This is a genomic window from Stutzerimonas sp. Brlt_14 (assembly GCF_051948915.1).
In the GTDB taxonomy this organism is placed as follows: domain Bacteria; phylum Pseudomonadota; class Gammaproteobacteria; order Pseudomonadales; family Pseudomonadaceae; genus Stutzerimonas; species Stutzerimonas stutzeri.
In genome coordinates this window covers 285,653-307,283 of record NZ_JAYJLM010000003.1, presented here as the reverse complement: position 1 = coordinate 307,283, position 21,631 = coordinate 285,653, and the positions used below count along the sequence as shown (strand labels likewise).

General features: G+C 66.5%; 21 protein-coding genes, 1 pseudogene and 1 riboswitch. Of the genes and pseudogenes, 15 read left to right on the top strand and 7 right to left on the bottom strand.

Translation table 11 applies throughout. The features are described from left to right. The first annotated feature begins 6 nt into the window (after positions 1-6). A complete protein-coding gene (locus VF716_RS08560) occupies positions 7-729 on the top strand; it encodes a ferritin-like domain-containing protein (protein WP_125864975.1) in 723 nt (240 codons plus the stop codon). A 947-nt stretch (positions 730-1,676) separates the two neighbouring features. Here the strand turns inward: VF716_RS08560 and VF716_RS08555 are convergent. From VF716_RS08555 to VF716_RS08545, 3 genes are all read right to left on the bottom strand, one after another. Beyond that, positions 1,677-2,084, bottom strand: coding sequence for a DUF1850 domain-containing protein (locus VF716_RS08555; protein ID WP_014598098.1), 408 nt, complete (start codon positions 2,082-2,084; stop codon positions 1,677-1,679). Next, positions 2,081-4,105 (bottom strand): TRAP transporter permease, encoded by a 2,025-nt coding sequence (locus VF716_RS08550; protein ID WP_019405994.1) that lies wholly within the window; start codon positions 4,103-4,105, stop codon positions 2,081-2,083. Before VF716_RS08550 ends, VF716_RS08555 begins: the two co-directional genes overlap by 4 nt. Before the next feature lie 136 nt (positions 4,106-4,241). After that, on the bottom strand, positions 4,242-5,195 hold the full coding sequence (locus tag VF716_RS08545; RefSeq protein ID WP_013984467.1) for a TAXI family TRAP transporter solute-binding subunit: 954 nt from the start codon (positions 5,193-5,195) through the stop codon (positions 4,242-4,244). A gap of 376 nt (positions 5,196-5,571) precedes the next feature. Between VF716_RS08545 and VF716_RS08540 the strand changes: the two genes are divergently transcribed. Together VF716_RS08540 and VF716_RS08535 are read left to right on the top strand one after the other, a co-directional pair. Further along, the gene (locus VF716_RS08540) at positions 5,572-6,000 is read left to right on the top strand and encodes a DNA methylase (protein ID WP_048330284.1); all 429 of its coding nucleotides are present in this window, start codon (positions 5,572-5,574) and stop codon (positions 5,998-6,000) included. A 71-nt stretch (positions 6,001-6,071) separates the two neighbouring features. Continuing rightward, positions 6,072-6,314, top strand: a complete 243-nt coding sequence (locus VF716_RS08535) for a hypothetical protein (protein WP_026006479.1) — start codon at positions 6,072-6,074, stop codon at positions 6,312-6,314. Positions 6,315-6,382: 68 nt separating this feature from the next. Here VF716_RS08535 and phnN read toward each other — a convergent pair whose 3' ends face one another. Continuing rightward, positions 6,383-6,937: a phosphonate metabolism protein/1,5-bisphosphokinase (PRPP-forming) PhnN gene (phnN, locus tag VF716_RS08530; RefSeq protein WP_045159619.1), complete on the bottom strand. Its 555-nt coding sequence runs from the start codon at positions 6,935-6,937 to the stop codon at positions 6,383-6,385. Positions 6,938-7,133: 196 nt separating this feature from the next. Between phnN and VF716_RS08525 the strand changes: the two genes are divergently transcribed. The 12 genes from VF716_RS08525 to VF716_RS08470 all read left to right on the top strand — a co-directional run bounded on the left by VF716_RS08525 (position 7,134) and on the right by VF716_RS08470 (position 19,131). Then, a complete protein-coding gene (locus tag VF716_RS08525; protein WP_013984463.1) occupies positions 7,134-7,898 on the top strand; it encodes an SDR family oxidoreductase in 765 nt (254 codons plus the stop codon). A 173-nt stretch (positions 7,899-8,071) separates the two neighbouring features. After that, a complete protein-coding gene (gene mdcA / locus VF716_RS08520; RefSeq protein ID WP_011915121.1) occupies positions 8,072-9,739 on the top strand; it encodes a malonate decarboxylase subunit alpha in 1,668 nt (555 codons plus the stop codon). After that, the gene (locus VF716_RS08515; RefSeq protein ID WP_125871948.1) at positions 9,739-10,611 is read left to right on the top strand and encodes a triphosphoribosyl-dephospho-CoA synthase; all 873 of its coding nucleotides are present in this window, start codon (positions 9,739-9,741) and stop codon (positions 10,609-10,611) included. Before mdcA ends, VF716_RS08515 begins: the two co-directional genes overlap by 1 nt. A gap of 2 nt (positions 10,612-10,613) precedes the next feature. After that, the gene (locus VF716_RS08510; RefSeq protein WP_003281886.1) at positions 10,614-10,913 is read left to right on the top strand and encodes a malonate decarboxylase subunit delta; all 300 of its coding nucleotides are present in this window, start codon (positions 10,614-10,616) and stop codon (positions 10,911-10,913) included. Continuing rightward, on the top strand, positions 10,906-11,772 hold the full coding sequence (locus VF716_RS08505; protein ID WP_061338195.1) for a biotin-independent malonate decarboxylase subunit beta: 867 nt from the start codon (positions 10,906-10,908) through the stop codon (positions 11,770-11,772). The genes VF716_RS08510 and VF716_RS08505 overlap by 8 nt, the downstream gene beginning before the upstream one ends. Continuing rightward, positions 11,769-12,554, top strand: a complete 786-nt coding sequence (mdcE, locus tag VF716_RS08500; RefSeq protein WP_011915118.1) for a biotin-independent malonate decarboxylase subunit gamma — start codon at positions 11,769-11,771, stop codon at positions 12,552-12,554. Before VF716_RS08505 ends, mdcE begins: the two co-directional genes overlap by 4 nt. Before the next feature lie 72 nt (positions 12,555-12,626). After that, the gene (locus VF716_RS08495) at positions 12,627-13,244 is read left to right on the top strand and encodes a malonate decarboxylase holo-ACP synthase (protein WP_440552494.1); all 618 of its coding nucleotides are present in this window, start codon (positions 12,627-12,629) and stop codon (positions 13,242-13,244) included. Continuing rightward, on the top strand, positions 13,241-14,167 hold the full coding sequence (mdcH, locus tag VF716_RS08490; protein ID WP_440552492.1) for a malonate decarboxylase subunit epsilon: 927 nt from the start codon (positions 13,241-13,243) through the stop codon (positions 14,165-14,167). The genes VF716_RS08495 and mdcH overlap by 4 nt, the downstream gene beginning before the upstream one ends. Before the next feature lie 112 nt (positions 14,168-14,279). Further along, positions 14,280-14,711, top strand: a complete 432-nt coding sequence (gene madL, locus VF716_RS08485) for a malonate transporter subunit MadL (RefSeq protein ID WP_014598089.1) — start codon at positions 14,280-14,282, stop codon at positions 14,709-14,711. A 5-nt stretch (positions 14,712-14,716) separates the two neighbouring features. After that, positions 14,717-15,481: a malonate transporter subunit MadM gene (madM, locus tag VF716_RS08480; protein ID WP_440552490.1), complete on the top strand. Its 765-nt coding sequence runs from the start codon at positions 14,717-14,719 to the stop codon at positions 15,479-15,481. Between the two features lie 80 nt (positions 15,482-15,561). Then, entirely contained in the window at positions 15,562-17,484 is a 1,923-nt protein-coding gene (locus VF716_RS08475; protein ID WP_440552488.1) for a methyl-accepting chemotaxis protein, read from the top strand. Positions 17,485-17,624: 140 nt separating this feature from the next. Beyond that, a riboswitch (glycine riboswitch) is annotated at positions 17,625-17,713 on the top strand. 158 nt (positions 17,714-17,871) lie between these two features. Continuing rightward, positions 17,872-19,131: a D-amino acid dehydrogenase gene (locus VF716_RS08470; protein ID WP_011915112.1), complete on the top strand. Its 1,260-nt coding sequence runs from the start codon at positions 17,872-17,874 to the stop codon at positions 19,129-19,131. A 116-nt stretch (positions 19,132-19,247) separates the two neighbouring features. On the opposite strand, the pseudogene VF716_RS08465 reads toward VF716_RS08470, so the two are convergent. From VF716_RS08465 to VF716_RS08455, 3 genes and pseudogenes are all read right to left on the bottom strand, one after another. After that, positions 19,248-20,196, bottom strand: a pseudogene (locus tag VF716_RS08465) (LysR family transcriptional regulator). 80 nt (positions 20,197-20,276) lie between these two features. Beyond that, positions 20,277-20,483, bottom strand: coding sequence for a hypothetical protein (locus tag VF716_RS08460; protein WP_013984451.1), 207 nt, complete (start codon positions 20,481-20,483; stop codon positions 20,277-20,279). A gap of 180 nt (positions 20,484-20,663) precedes the next feature. Then, positions 20,664-21,566, bottom strand: coding sequence for a D-hexose-6-phosphate mutarotase (locus VF716_RS08455; RefSeq protein WP_106442526.1), 903 nt, complete (start codon positions 21,564-21,566; stop codon positions 20,664-20,666). Positions 21,567-21,631 lie beyond the last annotated feature (65 nt).

Genomic DNA, 21,631 nt, shown 5'->3' with positions numbered 1-21,631 from the left:
ACGATCATGGCTACAGCAGCGAAAGTGGGTTCCAACTTCACCGGCGTGCAGATGTCCCCGAAGGACACCAAGCGCCTGCTCGAGGCGGTCAACGAGATTCATCCGGACGTGCCGGGTGATGAGCGCGGCATGCTGGTCGAGCGCACCGAACGCGCCGCCGAGGCCGACCGCATCGGCTCCGTGCCGGTGCCGGGTTCGGCCAAGGGCATGCTCAAGACCGGCTTCGACATGATGCGCGGCAAGAGCCCCGAGGTGTTTCTCGACAAGCTGGGCGAGCGCCTGGCCTACGAGCGCAACGGGGTGCGTCTGTACGAAGCGATGATCGCCAAGGTCAAGGCGCTCGACACGCCGGACACCGCCCTGGTCGATACGCTCATGCACATCCGCAACGAGGAGCACGAGCACATGATGCTGGTGCACCAGGCGATCGAGTCACTCGGCGCTGACCCGACGGCGCAGACCCCTTGTGCCGATGTGGTGGGGGCGATGGCGCTGGGGATCGTCAACGTGCTGACCGACCCTCGGACCAATGTCCCGCAGTGTCTGAATGCGCTGCTTACCGCGGAGCTGGCTGACAACGCGGCCTGGGAGCTGCTGATCGAGCTGGCGCAGGCGGCGGGCCATCCGAACATTGCCGATAGCTTCACGAAGGCCAAGACCCAGGAAGACGACCATCTGGTGAAGATCAAGACGCTGATGCGCCGCGATCTGATCATGCAGACCAAGTAACAGCGTGCGAGCGGGACGCTTTGGCGCACACCGCCGAAAGGGGTGTGCGTCTTTTTTATGGGCTCAGGAATGTGGTGAGTGAACGTTTTTAGCCCTTGCCGATTAGCGAGCTGCTTGAGGGTTTAGTTTCGCCCTGCTGGGCGAGTTTCTTTGGCAGTCGCCCCAAAAGAAACCAAAAGGTCTTGCCCCTCCATCCGGGTTTCGCTGCGCTCGACTTCCCTCGTTCCATCGTTGCTCCGGGGGCCGGCGTACAAGGGCCATCCATGGCCCTTTACGCCTCTCGCGGCATCCATGCCGCTCGCTCCCCTCCGCAACGATTCCACTCGGCCTCCTGAAAGGGGCGAATGGCATCGCCTGATAGCGTGTGCACAGGAAACCAAGTAAAGCGGACGACGGTGGTCACGCTTCTGCCTGAGCATGCCGTAGAGATGTTCGCGCCCTTGATGCAAGTACGAGGGTGAGCCCGCGCACGCATATGAACGTGGAGCTTTGGAGCCAAGTGAACATCTGAACGCCGGGTAAATCGGTCCATCTGTTCATCTTGCACAGCCTACCAGACGACTCCAAACGCCCCTTCAGGAGGGTGAACGGAGCCGTCGCGCAGAGGGGCGAGCCGCAGGGATGCGGCGAGAGAACTGGGCGTCCCCCCGTAAAGGGCCATGGATGGCCCTTGTACGGCGACCCTCGGAGCGGCGGCGTAGTGAACGCACCCGGAGCGAAGCGCAGGGCCGGATGCAGGGGCAAAGCGTTTTTGGTTACTTTTTCGGCGTTTGGAAAAAGTGACTCGCCCATCAGGGCGAAACCAGGCCTTCAGGCGACTCGCCAATGATCATGAAGCAAAAAATTTCATTCAACGCAGCATGTCGCTGATGAAATGGTGAAAAACCAAAAGAAAAAGGGGTGCCGCCTGCGCGAACACCCCTCCTCAACGATCACCGGCGAGCCGGTCAATCGTTCCCGACACTCGCCGTTTGCACGGTACAGCCCCAGACTTCCAGCGCCGGCTGGTCCGCTTGTGGCGGGCCGAGCCATTCGCTCATGGCGTGGCAACGCTGGTCAAAACACAGTTGGTAATCCCCTGCCTCGGGGGTTCGCCCCAGGCGCAGGAGTGGCAACGCAGGCATCTGGCGCTGGTAGTGCCAGGCCCCGTCGCGCAGTCCGGCGTCATCCGGGATTTCCATCCCGGCACCAGAACCCTTGACCCGCGCTTCGCCGAGCAGCAGCCCGTCCGGCGTCACGCGGTAATCCTCTTCCCAGCGGATCTTCTCGATGGTGTGGTTCCACGCCAGGGTGAAGGCGGGGGTGGGCACTTCGGCCCACACCACGCCTGCCAGCCCCAGGCACAGACCGATCACGCCGCCGCCGGCTCGGCGCGACGGGCGCGCCAGAAGTGCTGGATAAGGAACAGCGCGCCCAGGCCGAAGCCGATTTCATCGCTGATCGGCATCGCCAGCACCATCGAGGCGGCTGCGGCGAAGGCGAGGACCTTCTCCCACAGCGCCATGGGCCGCTGCAGGTAACCGGTGAACACGGCGCCCCACAGGCCGACGGCGAAGGCCGCCTTGAACAGCATGTACAGCGTGGCGCCCCAGTCGCCGCCCTGCATCATCAGCGCCGGGTTGTACACCGCCATGAACGGCACGATGAAACCGGCGATGGCGATGCGGATGGCCCACATGCTGATCTTCAGGCCCCTCTCCTTGGCAATCGGCGCGGCGGCGAAGCAGGCCAGCGCCACCGGCGGGGTGAGGTCGGCCATGATGCCGAAATAGAAGACGAACATGTGCGAGACGATCAGCGGCACACCCAGGTCCAGCAGCGCGGGCGCGGCGATGGAGCTAGTGATGATGTAGTTCGGGATCGTCGGGATGCCCATGCCCAGCACCAGGCAGGTCAACATGGTCAGCAGCAGCGAAAGGAACAGGTTGTTCTCGCCGACGGCCAGGATGTAGCCGGCGAAGGTCGAGGCCACGCCGGTCAGCGAGACCACGCCGATGATCACACCGACCAGGGCGCAGGCGATGCCCACCGGCACCGCATGGCGCGCGCCTTCCACCAGCGCGTGCAGGCAGATGACCAGGGTGTCGCGACCGCCCTTGATGAACCAGCACACCACCACCAGCGCGGCGATGACGCCGAAGATCACCCCGATGCCGAGCTGGAAGAACCCGGCGCAGAGCAGGCCGAGGGCGATCCAGAAGGCAATGCGCAGGCCGAACGACGAGACCTTGAGGATGATCGCCGAGCCGAGGATGACGATGGCTGTCAGCGACAGGCCAATGGTGCCGGCGAACATCGGGGTGCGCCCGGAGAACAGCAGCCAGACCAGTACCAGCAGCGGGATCAGCAGGTACCAGCGCTCCTTCACCGCGGCCCAGGCACTCGGGCATTCGTCTTTCGGCAGGCCCTTGAGACCGGCGCGCTTGGCTTCCAGGTGGACCATCCAGAACACCGAGCCGAAGTACAGCAGCGCCGGAATCAGCGCGGCCTTGGCGATCTCGACGAAGGGCACGTTGATGGTCTCGGCCATGATGAAGGCCACCGCACCCATCACCGGCGGCATGATCTGGCTGCCCATCGAGGACGTGGCCTCGACGCCGCCGGCGAAGGCCGGGCGATAGCCGAAGCGCTTCATCAGCGGGATGGTGAACTGGCCGGTGGTGACCACGTTGGCCACGCCGGAACCGGTGATGGTGCCCATCAATGCCGAGGACACCACCGACACCTTGGCCGGGCCGCCCAGCTTGTGGCCGAACAGGCCCATGGCGAAGTCGGTGAACAGCTTGATCATGCCCGCCTGCTCGAGGAACGAGCCGAACAGGATGAACAGGAAGATGTAGGTCGCCGAAACGTAGGTCGGGGTGCCGTACAGGCCTTCGGTGCCGAACGACAGCTGGTTGACGATCTGATCCAGGTAATAGCCGCGGTGCGCGAGATCACCGGGCAGGTACTCACCGAACAGGCCGTAGGCGAGGAACAGCCCGCAGATGATCGGCAGCGCAATGCCCATGACGCGGCGTGCGGCCTCGAACACCAGCACGATCAGCGTCAGGCCGACCACCATGTCGGTGGTGGTCATGTCGCCGGAGCGCTGGATCAGGTCCGCCTCGAAATACCACTGGTAGAAGAAGGTGGCGAAACCGGCCAGGCCGAGCACCCAGGCCACTGGCTGGAACGGCTTGCCGGTGCCGCGCGCCGGGTAGCAGAGAAACACCAGCAGCAGCAGGAAACCGACGTGACCGGCGCGCAGCACCTGGCTGGACACCGGATGGAAGGCGGCGGTGACGATCTGATAGATGGAGAACAGCAGGGCGACGTAGAACAGCGCCCTCGGCCATTCGCTGGGGCTGGCATGCAGCCCTTGGCTTTCGCTCATGGGTATCACTCTCTCACTGCAAGGGGATGCCTGTAGAAGCAGGCTTGCCAACGAGGCGACGCGGGCAAGCCTGCTGCTACAAGGAGCGGGCTGGAGCAGGCGCTAGGGCCTGCTCAGCCCGTCGTTCAGCGCTGGGTTACTTGAGAACCCCGGCTTCCTTGTAGAAGCGCTCGGCGCCCGGGTGCAGCGGGATCGGCAGGTTCTTGGTGGCGTTTTCCAGCTTGATGTCCTTGGCAGCGGAGTGGGCGTTACCCAGGGCGGCCAGGTTGTCGAACATCAGCTTGGTCATCTGGTAAGCCACTTCATCGGAGACCTTTTCGTGGGTCACCAGAATGTTGGTGATGGCCACGGTGGGAACGTCGGCGTCCTGACCGTCATAGGTGCCGGCCGGAATCACGCCCGCCAGGTAGGCATCGCTCTCGATCTTCTCGACCACGGCGGCCGGAATCTCGACGAAGGTCACCGGCATGGTGCTGGCCAGGTCGCGGATGGCGGCCATGCCCAGGCCCGAGGACTGCAGGGTGGCGTCGAGCTGGCGGTTCTTGATCAGCTCGACCGACTCGGCGTAGGGCAGGAACTCGACGCGGCCCATGTCCTTGTAGTCCAGGCCGGCGGCCTTGAAGATCGCGCGGGCGTTCAGCTCGGTGCCGGACTTCGGCGCGCCGACGGAGATGCGCTTGCCCTTCAGGTCTTCCAGGGTCTTGATGCCGGATTCGGCGCTGGCGACGATCTGGATGTAGTTGTTGTAGGTGCCGGCAATGGCGCGCAGGCGCTTGAGCGGGGCCTTGAAGCCGGCATCCTCGACACCGTTCCAGGCATCTTCCACCGAGTCACCCAGGGAGAAGGCCAGCTCGCCGCGACCGGCCTGCAGCAGGTTGAGGTTTTCTACCGAGGCCTTGGTGGCCTGTACCGAAGTCTTGGCGCCGTCGATCTTGTTGTACTGCTGCGACAGGGCCACGCCGATCGGGTAGTACACGCCGCTGGTGCCGCCGGTGAGGATGTTGATGAAGGTCGGTGCAGCGACGGCCGCGGTGCTGGCGGTGAAGGCCGCAGCGGCAGCGAGCAGGCCCAAGCGTTTGGTCAGTCTCATGGATGGATCTCCGTTTCGTTTTTATTGATTGGCGCAGCATGTTGACGATAGACGATGCCGCGTTCGGGGAACGCGCCAGACGTACAAGCAGAGGGGCGATGACACCGGGGCCGGGCCCGGGAGGTGGGTATCGCTGGCAGCTCTTCTTGTCGTTGGAATCGCATCGAGCACATTGCCAGTAGCAGAAGGCGTGCCAGCCTGTGCGAGCCCCCTGCTACAGGGGCTGTTGCCTCCCTGAAGGGAAGCGTTAGGCAAGAATCCGCCTATCGGATGAACGGTATAGGCAAGAAACCGCTCATCAGGACTCAGGCAAGGGGGAAACTTGCCCGAAAGCACGGCTTCGAATGCAGACAATCGTTCGAGGGGAGGGCGCCTGATGAGCGCGGAAATCAGCGCCAAAGATCTGGGCATCGACATGGCCGACGGCGAGCCCGCGCTGTTCAAGTGGTTCGTCGCCAGCTTTCTGTTCGGCAAGCGCATCCAGCAGGACATCGCCGCCGAGGCGTATCGCGTCATCGTCGACAAGCACAAGCGCGATACGCCGCGAAAACTGGGCAACTGCAGCTGGCAGCAGCTGGTGAACATGCTCGGCGAGGGGCGCTATGTACGCTACGACGAATCCACCGCCGAGCGACTGCTCAAGCTCTGCGAGAAGCTCAACCACGAGTATGGCGGCAAGCTCGGGCGCATCCATGAGCTCAGCGAGAACCGCAAGGAGCTGGAGCGGCGGCTGGCGGAGTTCGAAGGCGTCGGGCCGAAGACCGTGGAGATCTTCATGCGCGAGGCGGCCAGGGTCTGGTACTGAGCGCGCCGGACGGCGCTTGCCATGCACGGCGGATGAATTACAGTGGCGCCATCGTTCCGTCGAACACCGCCATGCGCACTTTCCTGACCGCCTTCTGCCTGCTCCTGTCCGTCGCCGCCAGCGCTGCGCCGGCACCCTATTACCGTTGGCAGAGCATCGTCGACGGTACTGTCATCTGCCGCCAGACGTCGCCCGGCGAAGGCTGGCAACGGCTCGACGACCAGCCCTTTCGCGACCTCAACTGCAGCATGCCGGCCGCCCGTGTCGACCGCCCGAGCGGCGTACCGGGTTTTCGTCCGCAGCCGGGGCGGTGAGGCAGCGCATTCAGGGGTGGCTCTGGTTGACGCCGGGTAGTGCTGTGAGGCCCACCGGGGCGCCACGCTCAGTCCCTCGGCACATGCTCATCGATCAACGCCAGCAGGCGTTCGACGCTTTCAGTCAGCGGCGTCGAGTTGTCCAGGCGGATGTAGTCGTCCAGTTCGCCGGCGAACAGCGCGTTGCGCGCCAGCCGTGACTCGATCTGTTCCGCCGTCTCCCGCCCGCGTGCATGCAGGCGCTGGCGCAATACGTCCTGCTCGACGCTGAGCAGCACCGCCAGCAGGTCTGGATAACGCTCCCGTGCCGTTGCCAGGTAGCCGCGCGAACCATTGACCAGCACCTGCTCGCCGGACGCCAGCCACTCATCGATCTCTGCCGGAATGCCATACGCCAGACCGTTGGCCCGCCAGCTGAGGGCAAAGGCGCCCTGCGCCTCGAGACGCTCGAATGCCTGCGGCGACACCGAATGCGCCGCCTCGCCGACGGCTTCGGCCGAGCGGGTGATGACCCGTCGCGCGATGCGCACACCACGGCCAGCCAGCAACTCGCGGGCGGCGTCTAGCAGGCTGTCCTTGCCGGCACCGGATGGCCCGATCAGGTAGATCAAGCGGCCTCGCATCATTGGGCTCCTGATTTCGGGCAGATGGGCGCGAGTATAAGGCGGCTGCGCGACGGCGGCATGGCCGCATTTCGGGCGATCAGCGCACGCCGTGCTTTGCCTGGCGCAGCAACGCCCCCTAAGCTGGACGCCGTCACTGCGCCCCTGTGCCGCGTCGCCTACACGACAGCTGGCATTTCAGAGAAAGAGGAAAAGCATGAAACAGAAGATCGTATTCATCACCGGCGCCACCTCCGGCTTCGGCCGTGCCACCGCCCGCCGCTTCGCCGAGGCGGGCTGGGCGCTGGTGCTCACCGGGCGGCGCAGCGAGCGTCTGGAAGAACTGAAGGGCGAGCTGTCGGCGAAGGTGCCGGTGCATATCGCCACGCTCGACGTGCGCCAGGCCGGCGCGGTGCAGGAGGTGGTGGCGCAGCTGCCGGCCGAATTCCGCCAGATCGATTGCCTGGTCAACAACGCCGGCCTGGCACTGGCACCGCAGCCGGCGCAACAGGTTGATCTCGCCGACTGGCACACCATGATCGACACCAACATCACCGGCCTGGTCAACGTCACCCACGCGCTGCTGCCGACGCTGATCGCCACCGGCAAGGGCGCCAGCATCGTCAACATCGGCTCGGTGGCCGGCCACTGGCCGTATCCGGGCGGCCACGTCTACGGTGCGACCAAGGCCTTCGTCGAGCAGTTCGGCTACAACCTGCGCTGCGACCTGCTCGGCACCGGCGTGCGCGTCACCGACATCGCGCCGGGAATGGCCGAAACCGAATTCACCCTGGTGCGCACCAAGGGCGATCAGGCCGCCAGCGACCGGCTGTACCGCGGCACCACGCCGCTGACCGCCGAGGACATCGCCGAGCAGATCTTCTACGTTGCCACCCTGCCGGATCACATCAACATCAACCGCCTGGAAGTGATGCCCACCCGCCAGGCCTGGTCGCCGTTCAATATCGATCGCGACAAGTAACGGGCTCCAGGAGGCGTGGCGTGCAACGCGCCGCGCCTGCTGCATGCCTCGCGAACCGGCCGTTCAGACGTATCGTTAACCTGACCGTAACGATTGCATCCGCTGCTTGATTGATGACCCTTCGGTCACGTCCCTACTGTGCGCTCCACAAGCGGAAAAACTGTGGAGTCGCCATGACAACAACAATCTCCCCACCGCCGCAGTGGTCGCGTCGTCGCGCTGAAAAAGCCCGTCGTCTCGATCAGGTGCAGAGCCTCGCCGATGGCGTGGTACTGCCCAGCGAGCGGATCGTCGAGGCCCTGGAACTCTTGATCGCCCCCGGTGATCGCGTGGTGCTCGAGGGCAACAACCAGAAGCAGGCGGACTTCCTCTCCCGCTCCCTGGCCAAGGCCGACCCCGGCAAGCTGCACGACCTGCACATGATCATGCCGAGCGTCAGCCGCGCCGAGCACCTGGATCTGTTCGAGCGGCAGATCGCGCGCAAGCTCGACTTTTCCTTCGCCGGTCCGCAGAGCCTGCGCATCAGCCAGCTGCTCGAGGACGGCCTGCTGGAAGTCGGCGCCATCCACACCTACATCGAACTCTACTCGCGCCTCTTGGTGGACCTGATCCCCAATGTCGCGCTGGTGGCCGGCTTCCAGGCCGATCGCCACGGCAACATCTACACCGGCCCCAGCACCGAAGACACCCCGGCGCTGGTCGAGCCGACCGCCTTCAGCGACGGCATCGTCATCGTCCAGGTCAACGAGATCGTCGACGAGCTGCCGCGCGTGGACATCCCGGCGAGCTGGGTCGATTTCGTCGTGGTGGCCGACAAGCCCTTCTACATCGAGCCGCTGTTCACCCGCGACCCGCGCCACATCAAGCCGGTGCACGTGCTGATGGCGATGATGGCGATCCGCGGCATCTACGAAAAACACAACGTGCAGTCGCTCAACCATGGCATCGGCTTCAACACCGCGGCCATCGAGCTGATCCTGCCGACCTACGGCGAATCCCTCGGCCTGAAAGGCAAGATCTGCCGCAACTGGACGCTCAACCCGCACCCGACGCTGATCCCGGCGATCGAGACTGGCTGGGTCGAGAGCGTGCATTGCTTCGGCACCGAGCTGGGCATGGAGAACTACATCGCCCAGCGCCCGGACGTGTTCTTCACCGGCCGCGACGGCTCGATGCGCTCGAACCGCATGATGTGCCAGCTGGCCGGGCAATACGCCGTGGACCTGTTCATCGGCGCCACCCTGCAGGTCGATGGTGATGGGCATTCCTCCACCGTCACCCGCGGCCGCCTGGCCGGTTTCGGCGGTGCGCCAAACATGGGCCACGACCCGCGCGGTCGCCGCCATCCGACCCCGGCCTGGCTGGACATGGCCATGCCCGGCGGCGAGGCCCCGGTGACCATGCTCGAGCGCGGCAAGAAGCTCGTGGTGCAGATGGTCGAGACCTTCCAGGAAGGCGGCAAACCCACCTTCGTCGAGCAGCTCGACGCGGTGGAGGTGGCGAAGAAGAGCGGCATGCCGCTGGCGCCGATCATGATCTACGGCGACGACGTCACCCACCTGCTCACCGAGGAAGGCATCGCCTACCTGTACAAGGCCCGTTCGCTGGAGGAACGCCAGGCGATGATCGCCGCGGTGGCCGGCGTCACCAGCATCGGCCTGCGGCACAACCCGAAGGACACCGAGCGCATGCGCCGCGAAGGGCTGATCGCCCTGCCGGAAGACCTCGGCATCCGCCGCAACGACGCCACCCGCGAACTGCTCGCCGCCAAGAGCATCGCCGAGCTGGTCGAGTGGTCCGGCGGCCTCTACAACCCGCCTGCCAAGTTCAGGAGCTGGTGATGAGCGCACTCATTGCACGACAGGCGCCGACCGCGGCCGAGCGCCTGGCTGATCTGGCGGTGCAGGCGCTGGTCGACGAGGCCGACCTGTCGCCCAAGCCGGGGCTGGTCGACCGACGCGGCAGTGGCGCGCACAGCGATCTGCACCTGGGGCTGATGCACGCCTCGGCGCAGTCGCTGTGGCCGGCGTTCGCCGCCATGGCCGATGCCGCGCGGAGCGAAGGTCGGGTCAGCCAGGCGCTGCGGGAAACCCTCGGGCAGCTGGGCCGCGACGGCGAAGCGGAGATGCTGCGCGTCACCGCCGGGGTCAACACCCATCGCGGCGCGATCTGGGCGCTGGGGCTGCTCAGCGCGGCGGCCATGCTGGAAAGCGGCGCTTCGGTCGGCGGGATCGCCGCCAGCGCGGCCGCCCTGGCGCGGCTGGACGACCCGGCCGCCCCGCACAACCCGGACAGCCACGGCGCGCGGGTCTGCCGTCGCTACGGCGTGCTCGGCGCCCGCGAACAGGCGCAGCACGGCTTTCCCGCGGTCATCGAACACGGCTTGCCGCAGCTGCTGGCCAGTCGCCGCGCCGGCGCCGGCGAGCAGAACGCCAGGCTCGATGCACTGCTGGCGATCATGAGCAGCCTGACCGACACCTGCGTGCTGCATCGCGCCGGTCTTGAAGGGCTGACCCGCATGCAGGCCGGTGCCCGCGCCGTGCTCGAAGCCGGTGGTGCCGCCAGCCTCGCCGGTCGTCGCCAGCTGCGCCTGCTCGATCGCGACATGCTCGCCCTCAACGCCTCGCCGGGGGGCGCCGCCGACCTCCTGGCCGCCACCCTTTTCCTCGACCGTCTGGCGCCGCATGCGCCGGCGCCGACTGGGAGCAACTGAACATGGAAACCCTGTCTTTCGAATTCGCCGCCGGGCAACCCGCCCGCGGCAAGGCCCTGGTCGGCGTGGTCGGCTCGGGCGACCTGGAAGTGCTGCTGGAACCCGGCCAGGCCGGCAAGCTGGCGATCCAGGTAGTCACCTCGGTCAATGGTGCCGAGCAACGCTGGAAGAGCCTGTTCGAGCGGATGTTCCGCGAGCAGACGCCACCGGCATTGAACATCGATATTCACGATTTTGGGGCCACGCCCGGCGTAGTGCGTCTGCGCCTGGAGCAGGGACTGGAGGAGGTCGGCCATGACTGATGTGTCCGCTAACACCGTGGCCCGTTTACTCGCGTCGCGCAGCTTCGTCGAACTCGGTGCCCGCCAGCGTGCCCGCGCACTGCTGGACGAGGGCAGCTTCCGCGAATTGCTCGATCCGTTCGATCGCGTCACCTCGCCCTGGCTGCCGAAGCAGGGCATCGTCACCCAGGCCGACGACGGCGTGGTGGTCGCCAAGGGCACCCTTGACGGCCAGCCGGCGGTAATCGCCGCCATCGAAGGCGCCTTCCAGGGCGGCAGCATGGGCGAAGTCGGCGGCGCGAAGATCGCCGGCGCGCTGGAGCTGGCTGCCGAAGACAACCGCAACGGCATCCCGACCCGCGCCGTGCTCCTGCTGGAAACCGGCGGCGTGCGTTTGCAGGAGGCCAACCTGGGCCTGGCCGCCATCGCCGAGATCCAGGCGGCCATCGTCGAGCTGCGCGACTACCAGCCGGTGATCGGCGTGGTCGCCGGTTCCGTCGGCTGCTTCGGCGGCATGTCCATCGCCGCCGGTCTGTGCAGCTATCTGGTCGTCACCCGCGAAGCCCGCGTCGGCCTCAATGGCCCGCAGGTGATCGAGCAGGAAGCCGGGCTCGACGAGTACGACTCGCGCGACCGCCCCTTCATCTGGAGCCTGACCGGTGGCGAGCAACGCTATGCCTCGGGTCTGGTGGACGCCTACGTGGCCGACGACACCGACGCCATCCGCGCGCAACTGCACGAACTGTTCGCCCTCGGCAAGCCGCTGCAGCCGCGCAGCCGCCGCCACGCCTGGTATCTCCAGCGCCTGGCCGACGTCGACACCCGCACGCAGCTCGATGCCGCCGCCGTGCGAGCCCTCTACGAAGGAGATGCCCAATGAGCCGTGGACTGAACTGGTTGCAAGCCCTGGCCGGCGGTCAGGCACTGGCGGGCTATCCGGCCTCGGTGAAGGTGGTCGACGGCACGCTCGGTGAGCGCGCCGCCCGCTATATCGCCGTGGTGCCGGACGCCGAGAATCCCTTTCCGCGCGCGCGCAATGGCGAGGTCGGTCTGCTCGAAGGCTGGGCCCTGGGCCAGGCGCTGGATGAGGTGATCGCGGCCGATCGCGACAAGGCGGACAAGCGTGTGGTGGTCGCCGTGGTCGACGTGCCGAGCCAGGCCTATGGCCGCCGCGAGGAGGCGCTGGGCATTCACCAGGCGCTGGCCGGTGCGGTGGATGGCTATGCCCGCGCACGGCTGGCCGGGCACCCGGTGATTGCGCTGCTGGTGGGCAAGGCCATGTCCGGCGCCTTTCTCGCCCATGGCTATCAGGCCCAGCGGATCATCGCCCTGCGCGATCCGGGCGTGATGGTGCATGCCATGGGCAAGGCCGCCGCGGCGCGCATCACCCTGCGCAGCGTCGAGGAACTGGAAGCCCTGGCCGAATCGGTGCCGCCGATGGCCTACGACATCGACAACTACGCGACCCTCGGCCTGCTCTGGGAAACCCTCGCCGTGGACAGCATCGAGCAGCCCTCGGCGGATGATCTGGCGCGTGTGCGCGACTGTCTCGCCAAGGCCGTCGCGGACATCGGCGGTAGCAGCGACCTGCGCGGCCGCCTCGGCGCGCCGAACCGCGAGGCGTCGTCGCGGGTGCGCGAACTGTTGCGCGCGCAGTGGTAGCGAACACCTGACGCGGCCCTATTCGCCACTCCGATCAGCGACTCGACAACAACAATCACGAGGAGGCTGTAGATGCACGACACACCTCGCCCCCACGACCTGCTCTGGGGTATGCGTCCCGAGCAGTTGCCGGCCGATGCCCCGGCCTGGGCGGTGGCCGTGCTCGCCGCCGGCCAGCCGGTGGTGGTGCGCCGTGCCGTCGTCGCGCCAGGGCAGGTGGCGGTCGGCCTGCGTGGGACCACGCGAGACCAGCGTCTGGCCGCGCTGATGCCGATCGCCGCGATCAGCCATCGGCTGACGCCGGAGCAGCTGCTCGATCGTCGCGCCAGCGAAGACCTGCCGGTGTTCCGCGTGCTGGCTGGCCTGCGTCCGCTGCTCAATGCCCTCGGCCATGCCTGGGGTGTCACCGGCTCGGCCGGCTTCCAGCTCGCCACCGGCTTGTCGGCGGCGCATCCGGACAGCGATCTGGACCTGCTGCTAAGGGCCGAACAGCTGCTGCCGCGCAGCGAGGCGCGCCCGCTGCTGCAGCTGCTCGAAGGCCGCGCCTGCCGCGTCGACCTGCAACTGGAAACCCCGCTGGGCGGTGTGGCGCTCGGCGAATGGGCCGGTGGCGCCGCACGGGTGCTGGTCAAGACCGCCGAAGGACCGCGTCTGGTGAGCGATCCCTGGGCTGCGGAGCGGGCCGCATGAGCAGCCTGTTCGCCTTTCCCGGTCAGGGCGCGCAAAAGCCCGGCATGTTGCAACGGCTGCCCGAGGCGCCGGAAGTCGCCGCGACCCTGGCCGAGGCCAGTGCCGTGCTCGGCGAGGATGCGCTGCTGCTCGATTCGGCCGAGGCGCTGCAATCGACTCGCGCGGTGCAGCTCTGCCTGCTGATCGCCGGGATCGCCGGGGCGCGCCTGCTGATGCGCGATGGCCAGCGTCCGGACTACGTCGCCGGGCTGTCCATCGGCGCCTATGCCGCGGCGGTTGTCGCCGAGTCGCTGACGTTCGCCGACGCCCTGCGCCTGGTCGCCCTGCGCGGCGAGCTGATGCAGCAGGCCTATCCCGAGGGCTACGGCATGACTGCCATCCTCGGCCTGGCGCTGGGTACGGTCGAGTCGCTGCTGGCCGAAGCCGAGGGCCCGGTCTACCTGGGCAACATCAACGCCGACAACCAGATCGTCATCGCCGGCAGCGATGCCGCCATGGCCACGGTCGCGGCGCGGGCCAAGGTGCTGGGCGCCTCCTGCACGCGGCGCCTGGCGATGAGCGTGCCCTCGCATTGCGCGCTGCTCGAGCAGCCGGCACGGCGGCTGGCCGAAGCCTTCGCCGGCGTCAGCCTGCGCGCTCCGCAAATTCGCTATCTGAGCAGCTCGTCCGCACGCCCGATATTCGATAGCGAGCGCCTGCGCGACGACCTCGCCTTCAACATGTGCCGCGTCGTCGACTGGCACGGCACCCTGCGCACCGCCTACGAGCGCGGGGTGCGGCTGCACATCGAACTGCCGCCAGGCCAGGTGCTGACCGGGCTGGCACGGCGGGTTTTCGAACAGGGTACGCTGGTTGCCTTCGACGGCGCCCGGCTGGACACACTGGACGCCTTGCTGCGTCAGGAGGGCAGCCAGAGCCGATAGACCGCGTGCAGCACCCGGGTGAGCCTTCGCCCAGATCGATGGATAACAACAACGACCTCGACAACACGCGCGTGGCCCTCTGCAGCCAGCGCAACCAAAAAGGACAAAAACAATGATCATCTTTGGTGTGGCCTTCCTGGCCTTGTGTACCCTCACCGGCATCTTCGTCGGCGAGTTGCTCGGCAAGCTCCTCGGCGTGCCGGCCAACGTCGGCGGCGTGGGTATCGCCATGGTGCTGCTGATCCTCATCGGCAGCTACCTGAAGAAACGCGGCCTGTTCAATCCGGAGTCCGAGCAGGGCATCAAGTTCTGGAGCGCCGTGTACATCCCGATCGTGGTCGCCATGGCCGCGCAGCAGAACGTCTACGGCGCCCTGGCTGGCGGCCCGATGGCGATCCTCGCTGGCGTCGCCGCGGTTGCGCTGGCCTTCGCCCTGGTGCCGGTACTGGACCGGATCGGCCGAAAAAAGCTTGAGGCCGCCCCGTCCGATCCGAGCGATCCGGTGGATCAAGCCAAGCCGCTCACCAGCAGCGCACGGGGGTAACGGCCATGTACGAATCCCTCATGAAAGTGATCACCGGCTATGGCCTGATCAGCGGCTTCGCCATCATCGGCGCGACCATGTGGATCTCCTACTGGCTGTCGGACAAGCTCACCAAGGGCCGTCTGCATGGCTCGGCGGTGGCGATCCTGATCGGCCTCCTGCTGTCGTACATCGGCGGCGTGGTCACCGGCGGGCAGAAAGGCCTGGTGGATATCGCCCTGTTCTCCGGCATCGGCCTGCTCGGCGGCGCCATGCTGCGTGATTTCGCCATTGTCGCCACCGGCTTCGGCGTCAGCGTGGAGGAGCTCAAGCGGGCCGGGATGGTCGGCGTGCTCGCGCTGTTCATCGGCGTGCTCGCCTCGTTCGTGGCAGGCGTGGCGGTGGCCATGGCGTTCGGCTACACCGATGCGGTCAGCCTGACCACCATCGGCACGGGCGCTGTGACCTACATCGTCGGGCCGGTCACCGGGGCGGCAATCGGCGCCAGCTCGGAAGTGATGGCGCTGTCGATCGCGGCGGGGCTGGTCAAGGCGATCGTGGTGATGGTCGCCACGCCCTTCGTCGCGCCTTCCATCGGGCTGAACAACCCGCGCTCGGCGGTGATCTTCGGCGGCCTGATCGGCACTTCCAGCGGCGTGGCCGGCGGCCTGGCGGCCACCGATCCGAAGCTGGTGCCCTACGGCTGCCTGACCGCGGCGTTCTACACCGCACTGGGCTGCCTGCTCGGGCCATCACTGCTGTTCTTCGTCATGCGCGGGCTGCTCGGCTGAGCCGTTCCCGTCGTCACTTACCGTCATCCGCAACGCGCCCCCATCGGGGCGCGCTTGCGTTCATCAAGGAAGGTCGAAAGATGAACACCCTCAAGGTCAGCCACAAACTGGCCCTCGGCTTCGCCGCCGTTCTGGCGCTGACCCTGGCCGTCGCCCTGATCGGCAGTTACGGCATGGACGCGCTGATCTCCCGCAGCGACGGGGCGCAGAGTGCGGCCCGCCTGCTGGATGAGGCCAACCGGATCCGCTACGCGCAGGTCAGTTTCGAAACCCGCGGCGATCCGCTGCATGTCGAAGCGGTGGAGCAGTCGGTCGCGCGCATCGTCGAACTGGTGCAGCAGCAGAAGGGGGAATTCAGCGACCCACAGGATCTGCAGCGCCTGCAGGCGATCGCCGCCGACGTGCAGCATTACCGCCAGCGTTTCCTCGATCTGGCGGCACTCTGGGAGCGCAAGGTGAAGACCCGCAGCAGCTGGGTCGAAGCCGGCAACACCTCGGATGCGCTGATCGCTGCGCTGGAGGCACGCTGGGCCGGCACACCGGACGCACCGGTCCTGCATGAGGACACTCGTAGCGCAGCCATCGGCCTGCAGGCCGGGGAAGTCTCCAAGCACAACCGCATGGTGCGCTTCATGGTGCGCGGCTATCTGATGACCGAGACCGAGCAGTCGCTGCAGCAATTGCAGCAACAGTTCAGCACGCTGCAGGCGGCGGTCGACAGGCTCGATGCCCAGCTGGCCGGCACTCCCGGCGTGGACCTGCAGCCGTTGCGTGACTCGGTGGCGACCTACATCCGCCAGTTCGGCCAGCTGCCGCCCATCGTCGCCGCTCAGGTGCAGGCGCGTCAGGAGATGCAGGAAATCTTCGACAGCATCTACCGCAACACCAATGAAATCGTGCAGTCGCAGACCGAGCGACGCAGCGCCGAAGCCGGCGAGAAGAAGGCCCTGCTGCTTGCCATCACGCTGCTGGCGATAGCCCTGGGGCTGGTCATCAGCTGGCTGATCGTGCGTCAGCTGACGCAACCGCTGGCCCAGGCGGTACGCATTGCCGAGCGCATCGGCGCAGGCGATATGACCGAGCAGCCGCGGCAGCCGCGCAGCGACGAGTTCGGTCAGCTGCTCGATGCGCTGGAGCGCACCCGCGGCAGCCTGCGCGACCTGATCGGCCGGATCAGCGCCATCACCGGCCAGCTGGCCAGTGCGGCGCAAGAACTGTCCACGGTGACCGAGCAGACCAGCGCCGGTATCCAGAGCCAGCGCCTGGAAACCGATCAGGTCGCCACTGCCATGCACGAGATGGCAGCGACCGTGCAGGAGGTGGCGCGCAACGCCGACGAGGCCTCCAGTGCCGCCCAGCACGCCGACCGCCAGGCGGCTCAGGGCGACATCGTGGTGCAACGGGCGTTGGCGCAGATCGACCGGCTGTCCTCCCAGGTGGGCCTGTCTGCCGAAGCCATGGCCCAGCTGAACCGCGAGACCGCTGGGATCAGCACGGTGCTCACGGTGATCAATGGCATCGCCGAACAGACCAACCTGCTGGCACTGAACGCGGCCATCGAGGCGGCCCGTGCTGGTGATGCCGGGCGCGGTTTCGCCGTGGTCGCCGACGAGGTGCGCAGCCTGGCGCAGCGTACCCAGCAGTCTACGGCGCAGATCGAGGAGCTGATCGGCAACCTGCAGAAGGGTGCGCTGCATGCCTCGTCGCTGATGGACAGCAGCCGCGGGCTGGCCGACGAGACGGTCAGCCTGGCGCGGGATGTCGGCGAGGAGCTGCAGGCCATCACCCGCACCATCTCCACCATCCAGGCGATGAATCTGCAGATCGCTACCGCGTCGGAGGAGCAGAGTTCGGTGGCCGAGGACATCAACCGCAGCGTGCTCAGCGTGCGCGATGTGGCTGACCAGTCGGCCGCCGCTGCCCAGCAGACCGCGGCCTCGACCGTGCAGCTGGCCCGTCTGGGCGGCGAGCTGCAGGCCCTGGCGGCGCGCTTCCGGGTCTGAGGGCGCGGCGCGACCGCTCGGCATTCTCGTCGCGAGCGGACTGGCGGCCGGCATTCGGGGGGTTACAGCGGCGCTTTTTTCTGGCAGGGTGTCACCTGCGATGCGCGACCATTTGCCACAGCTGGCCAGTGGCGCGCATCGATGTGCTAGCGGGAGAGACTGCCGTCAGGGCAGCGCCGAAGGAGCAACCGCCCCGGAAACTCTCAGGCAAAAGGACCGCTACCACCGCTGAAACTCTGAAGAGCCGCCCGGTTTTCGTCGCCGGGCGCACCGAAGGAGCAAGCGAGCCGTCATGCGCTCGTGAATCTCTCAGGTCCAGAACAGAGGGGGCGCCCGCCGCGCGTTGGGCGCACGGGCTATGACCCCTCGACGTTCTGGAGCGCAACAATGAAAACAATCGCAGTCATCGGTGGCGGCATCACCGGCGTCACCACCGCCTATGCCCTGGCCAAGCGCGGCTTCTCGGTCACCCTGCTGGAAAAGCACCGCTACGCGGCCATGGAGACCTCGTTCGCCAATGGCGGCCAGCTGTCGGCGTCCAATGCCGAGGTCTGGAACCACTGGTCGACGATCGTCAAGGGCCTCAAGTGGATGCTCAAGAGCGACGCGCCGCTGCTGGTCAACCCCAAGCCCAGCTGGCACAAGCTCTCCTGGTTCGCCGAGTTCATCGGCTCGATCCCCAACTACCGCAAGAACACGGTCGAGACCGCTCGGCTGGCCATCGCCGCGCGCGAGCATCTGTTCGCCTGGGCCGAAGCCGAAGGCATCGACTTCGACCTGAAGAAGAAAGGCATCCTGCACATCTACCGCGACAAGGCCGGCTTCGATCATGCCGCTGAGGTTTCGCGCCTGCTCGCCGAAGGCGGCCTGCCGCGGCGCAGCGTGACGCCCGAGGAGATGCGCGCCATCGAGCCAACCCTGGCTGGCAGCTACTACGGCGGCTACTACACCGAATGCGACTCCACCGGTGATATCCACAAGTTCACCCACGGCCTGGCCACCGCCATCGAGCGGCTTGGCGTGCGCTGCCGCTACGGTGCCGACGTGAAGTCGGTGGCCAGCGACGGCAAGCGTGCCAGCGTGATCCTCGCTGGCGTTGGCGGTGACGAGCGGCTGGAGTTCGACGGCCTGGTGGTTTGCGCCGGCACCGCCAGCCGTGCATTGGCAGCCCAGCTCGGCGACCGGGTGAACATCTACCCGGTCAAGGGCTACTCGATCACCGTCAACCTGACCGACGAGGTCAGCCGCGCCTCGGCTCCGACCGTCAGCCTGCTGGACGACGAAACCAAGCTGGTCAGCAGCCGCCTGGGCGACGACCGCTTCCGCGTCGCCGGAACCGCAGAGTTCAACGGCTACAACCGTGACATCCGCGCCGATCGCATTCGCCCGCTGGTGGAGTGGGTCAACCAGTGCTTCCCCGGCGTCAACACCCGCAGCGTGGTGCCCTGGGCCGGTCTGCGCCCGATGATGCCGAACATGATGCCCAAGGTTGGCCGCGGCAGCTCGCCCTGCGTGTTCTACAACACCGGCCACGGGCACCTGGGCTGGACGCTGAGCGCGATCACCGCCGATATGGTTGGTGACGTGGTGGCGCAAAGCCTGGGCCGGCCGGCTCCGGTGGCATCCGGGCAGACAGCCGTCGCCTAGTCATGCAGTCGTAGGGTGGAAGACGGCGAAGCCTCTTCCACCACTGCGGCGCCGATCATGCCGATCCGGCTGGCCATATGCCAACGCGTGGAAAACCGCTGCGCGGGTTTTCCACCCTACGTCGTTTCAGGCTTGGCATCCTCGTTCTGCTCCAGCGCGCGCCGGGCATACATCCGGCATTCGGCGAGCAGCGCCAGCAGGTTCGGGTCGCGCTCCTTGGCCTTTAGAAACACCACGCCGATGTGCTGCTGCAGGTGATAGCGCGCCTGCAGCGGTATCAGTCGCACCCGCGATTCGTAGACCATGCCCACCCGCCCCGGCAGCAGCGCGTAACCGACCCCGGAATTGACCATGCTGAGCAGCGTGAAGATGTCGTTCACCTGCATCGCCACCTTCGGCTCGAAACCCGCTAGCTGGAACACCCGGTTGCCGTCCTGATGGGTGGCGAAGCCTTGGGACAGGGTGATGAAAGTGGCGTCACGCAGATCGCTGAGATCCACTTCGCTCTGGTTGGCGAACGGCGAGTCGGCTGGCGCGGCGAGGAAAATGTCGTCGGAAAACAGCTGCACCTGGGCACAGTCCGGGTCGGCGACGCTCTCGTTGAGCGACACCAAGATGGCGTCCAGCTCCATGTTCTTCAGCTTGTAGAGCAGGTCCACGTTGGAGCCCAGGATCAGGTCGATGTTGAGCTCGCTGCGGCGCAGCTTCAGGCCCATGATCAGCTGCGGCACGGTCTTCACCGTCAGCGAGTAGAGCGCACCGAGCTTGAAGCGCTCGGCCGAGAAACCGGCCGCCTCGCGGGTACGCCGCACCGTCTCGAGCACGTCCTTGACCAGCTGCTGGGCACGCTCTTCGAGTACATAGGCACTTTCCAGCGGAATCAGGTTGCGCCCCTCGTGCTTGAACAGGGGGCATCGCAACGCGCTTTCAAGCGAGTGGATGGCGCGATGCACGCTGACGTTGCTGGTGTTCAGCTCGACCGCGGCCTTGCCCAGATTGCCGCTGCGCATGAAGGCCAGAAAACACTTCCAGCTTCTTCAGGGTCAGCTCTTCGTCGATCTGCATGGCCGTTGCTCCGCGGTCGGGCAGACGATTATGCCGAACTCGTACTCAGGCGGGGCGCGAAAGCGGAGCAGTGCAGGCGATCAGGGCAGGGCGAGTTCTTCGTCTTCCGGAATCTCGTCCGTGACGTACACGCGTGCGTGTTCGCTCTGGGCGTCCTCGATACGCAAGCCGAAATAGGTTTCGTCATTGGCATCCCAGAACGCCTCGACCTGCTCAAGCGAGGCCTGCTCCAGCAGGACCTGCCCGGAGTGTTCGAGGATGATGGAATAGCGGCGATTGGCGGGCATGTGAGTGACTCTGATCATCGAAAGGCTGCAGGCGCAGATGTGATGTCATTTTGTCACTTCAGCGGGCTTAATCCGCGCCCGTTCATCGGCCGCCAGCGTTTGGCTGCCGAACGGTTACCCCGCACATCCGTTCGCGGAGTCAGCTCCTAGACAGCTAGTACTGCATGACTAAGCGACTCTTCAGCGCGCGGGGATTGCGGTGACGGATACGCCCAACAGGTGCTGCTGGCCCGGCTGCAAGACCACGGCGTCGTCCAGTACGTTGGCTGTCTCGATGCAGGCCATGCGCTGCCAGGCGTCGTCGGCGAAGCTTGACAGGCGCTTGGCCTTGTCGATCCACGGGTTCCACAGCACCGCGGAGCGCGAGCCGCGAGTGGTCAGCCGGATGCTGCGTTTCCATGCCGGGTCGATGAGCTTCAGGGTCGTCGGGAGCTGCAAGTAGATGCGGTCGGTTTCGCCGTTGAACGCCAGGTCTCCGTTCTGCTGCTGGCGCTGCTGCCAATCCAGCAGCGTATCGATGTAGGGGCAGCCGGCCAGGCCTTCGACGCGAACCTGATGGATGTCGCTGACGGCGAAGTAGCTGTGCAGGGCCTGGCTGATGGTGACTGCCTCCGTGCCGACGTTACGGCTGCTGAGGCTGAGCTCCAGCTCGTCGGCCAGGCGGATCTGCAGTGTCAGTTCGACCCGGTGCGGCCAGCCCGGCAGTGCGCCGAGCGCCTGCGGGCAGTGGAACTCGAGAATCGCCGTATCGCCTTCGCCGCGCTGCTCCCGCAATTGCCAGGGCAGGGCGCGCACCAGGCCGTGGAAGGGCGCGGGTTGCTCGCCGTGGTAGCTCGCCTGGACCTCTTGTGGGTTGCGCGCCAGATCGCCGAACCACGGCCAGCATACGGGTACGCCTCCGCGTACCGATTGGCCCTGTTCGAAGGCGGCCTCCTCGCTGAGCCAGATGATCGGCGGCGCATCGCCCTGGCGATAGCTGAGGATCTGCGCGCCCTGTTCGGCGATCAGCAGTTCGTCCTCACCGCGGCGTACTCGCCAGCAGGCGAGCTGGTTCATTTCGATGCGTTGGATATCGACAGGCATGGGGAATCTCGTAAGGGTTCGGGATCTGCGTCTGACCGCAGAGTGAGGGCGGGATTCAGAAAGGG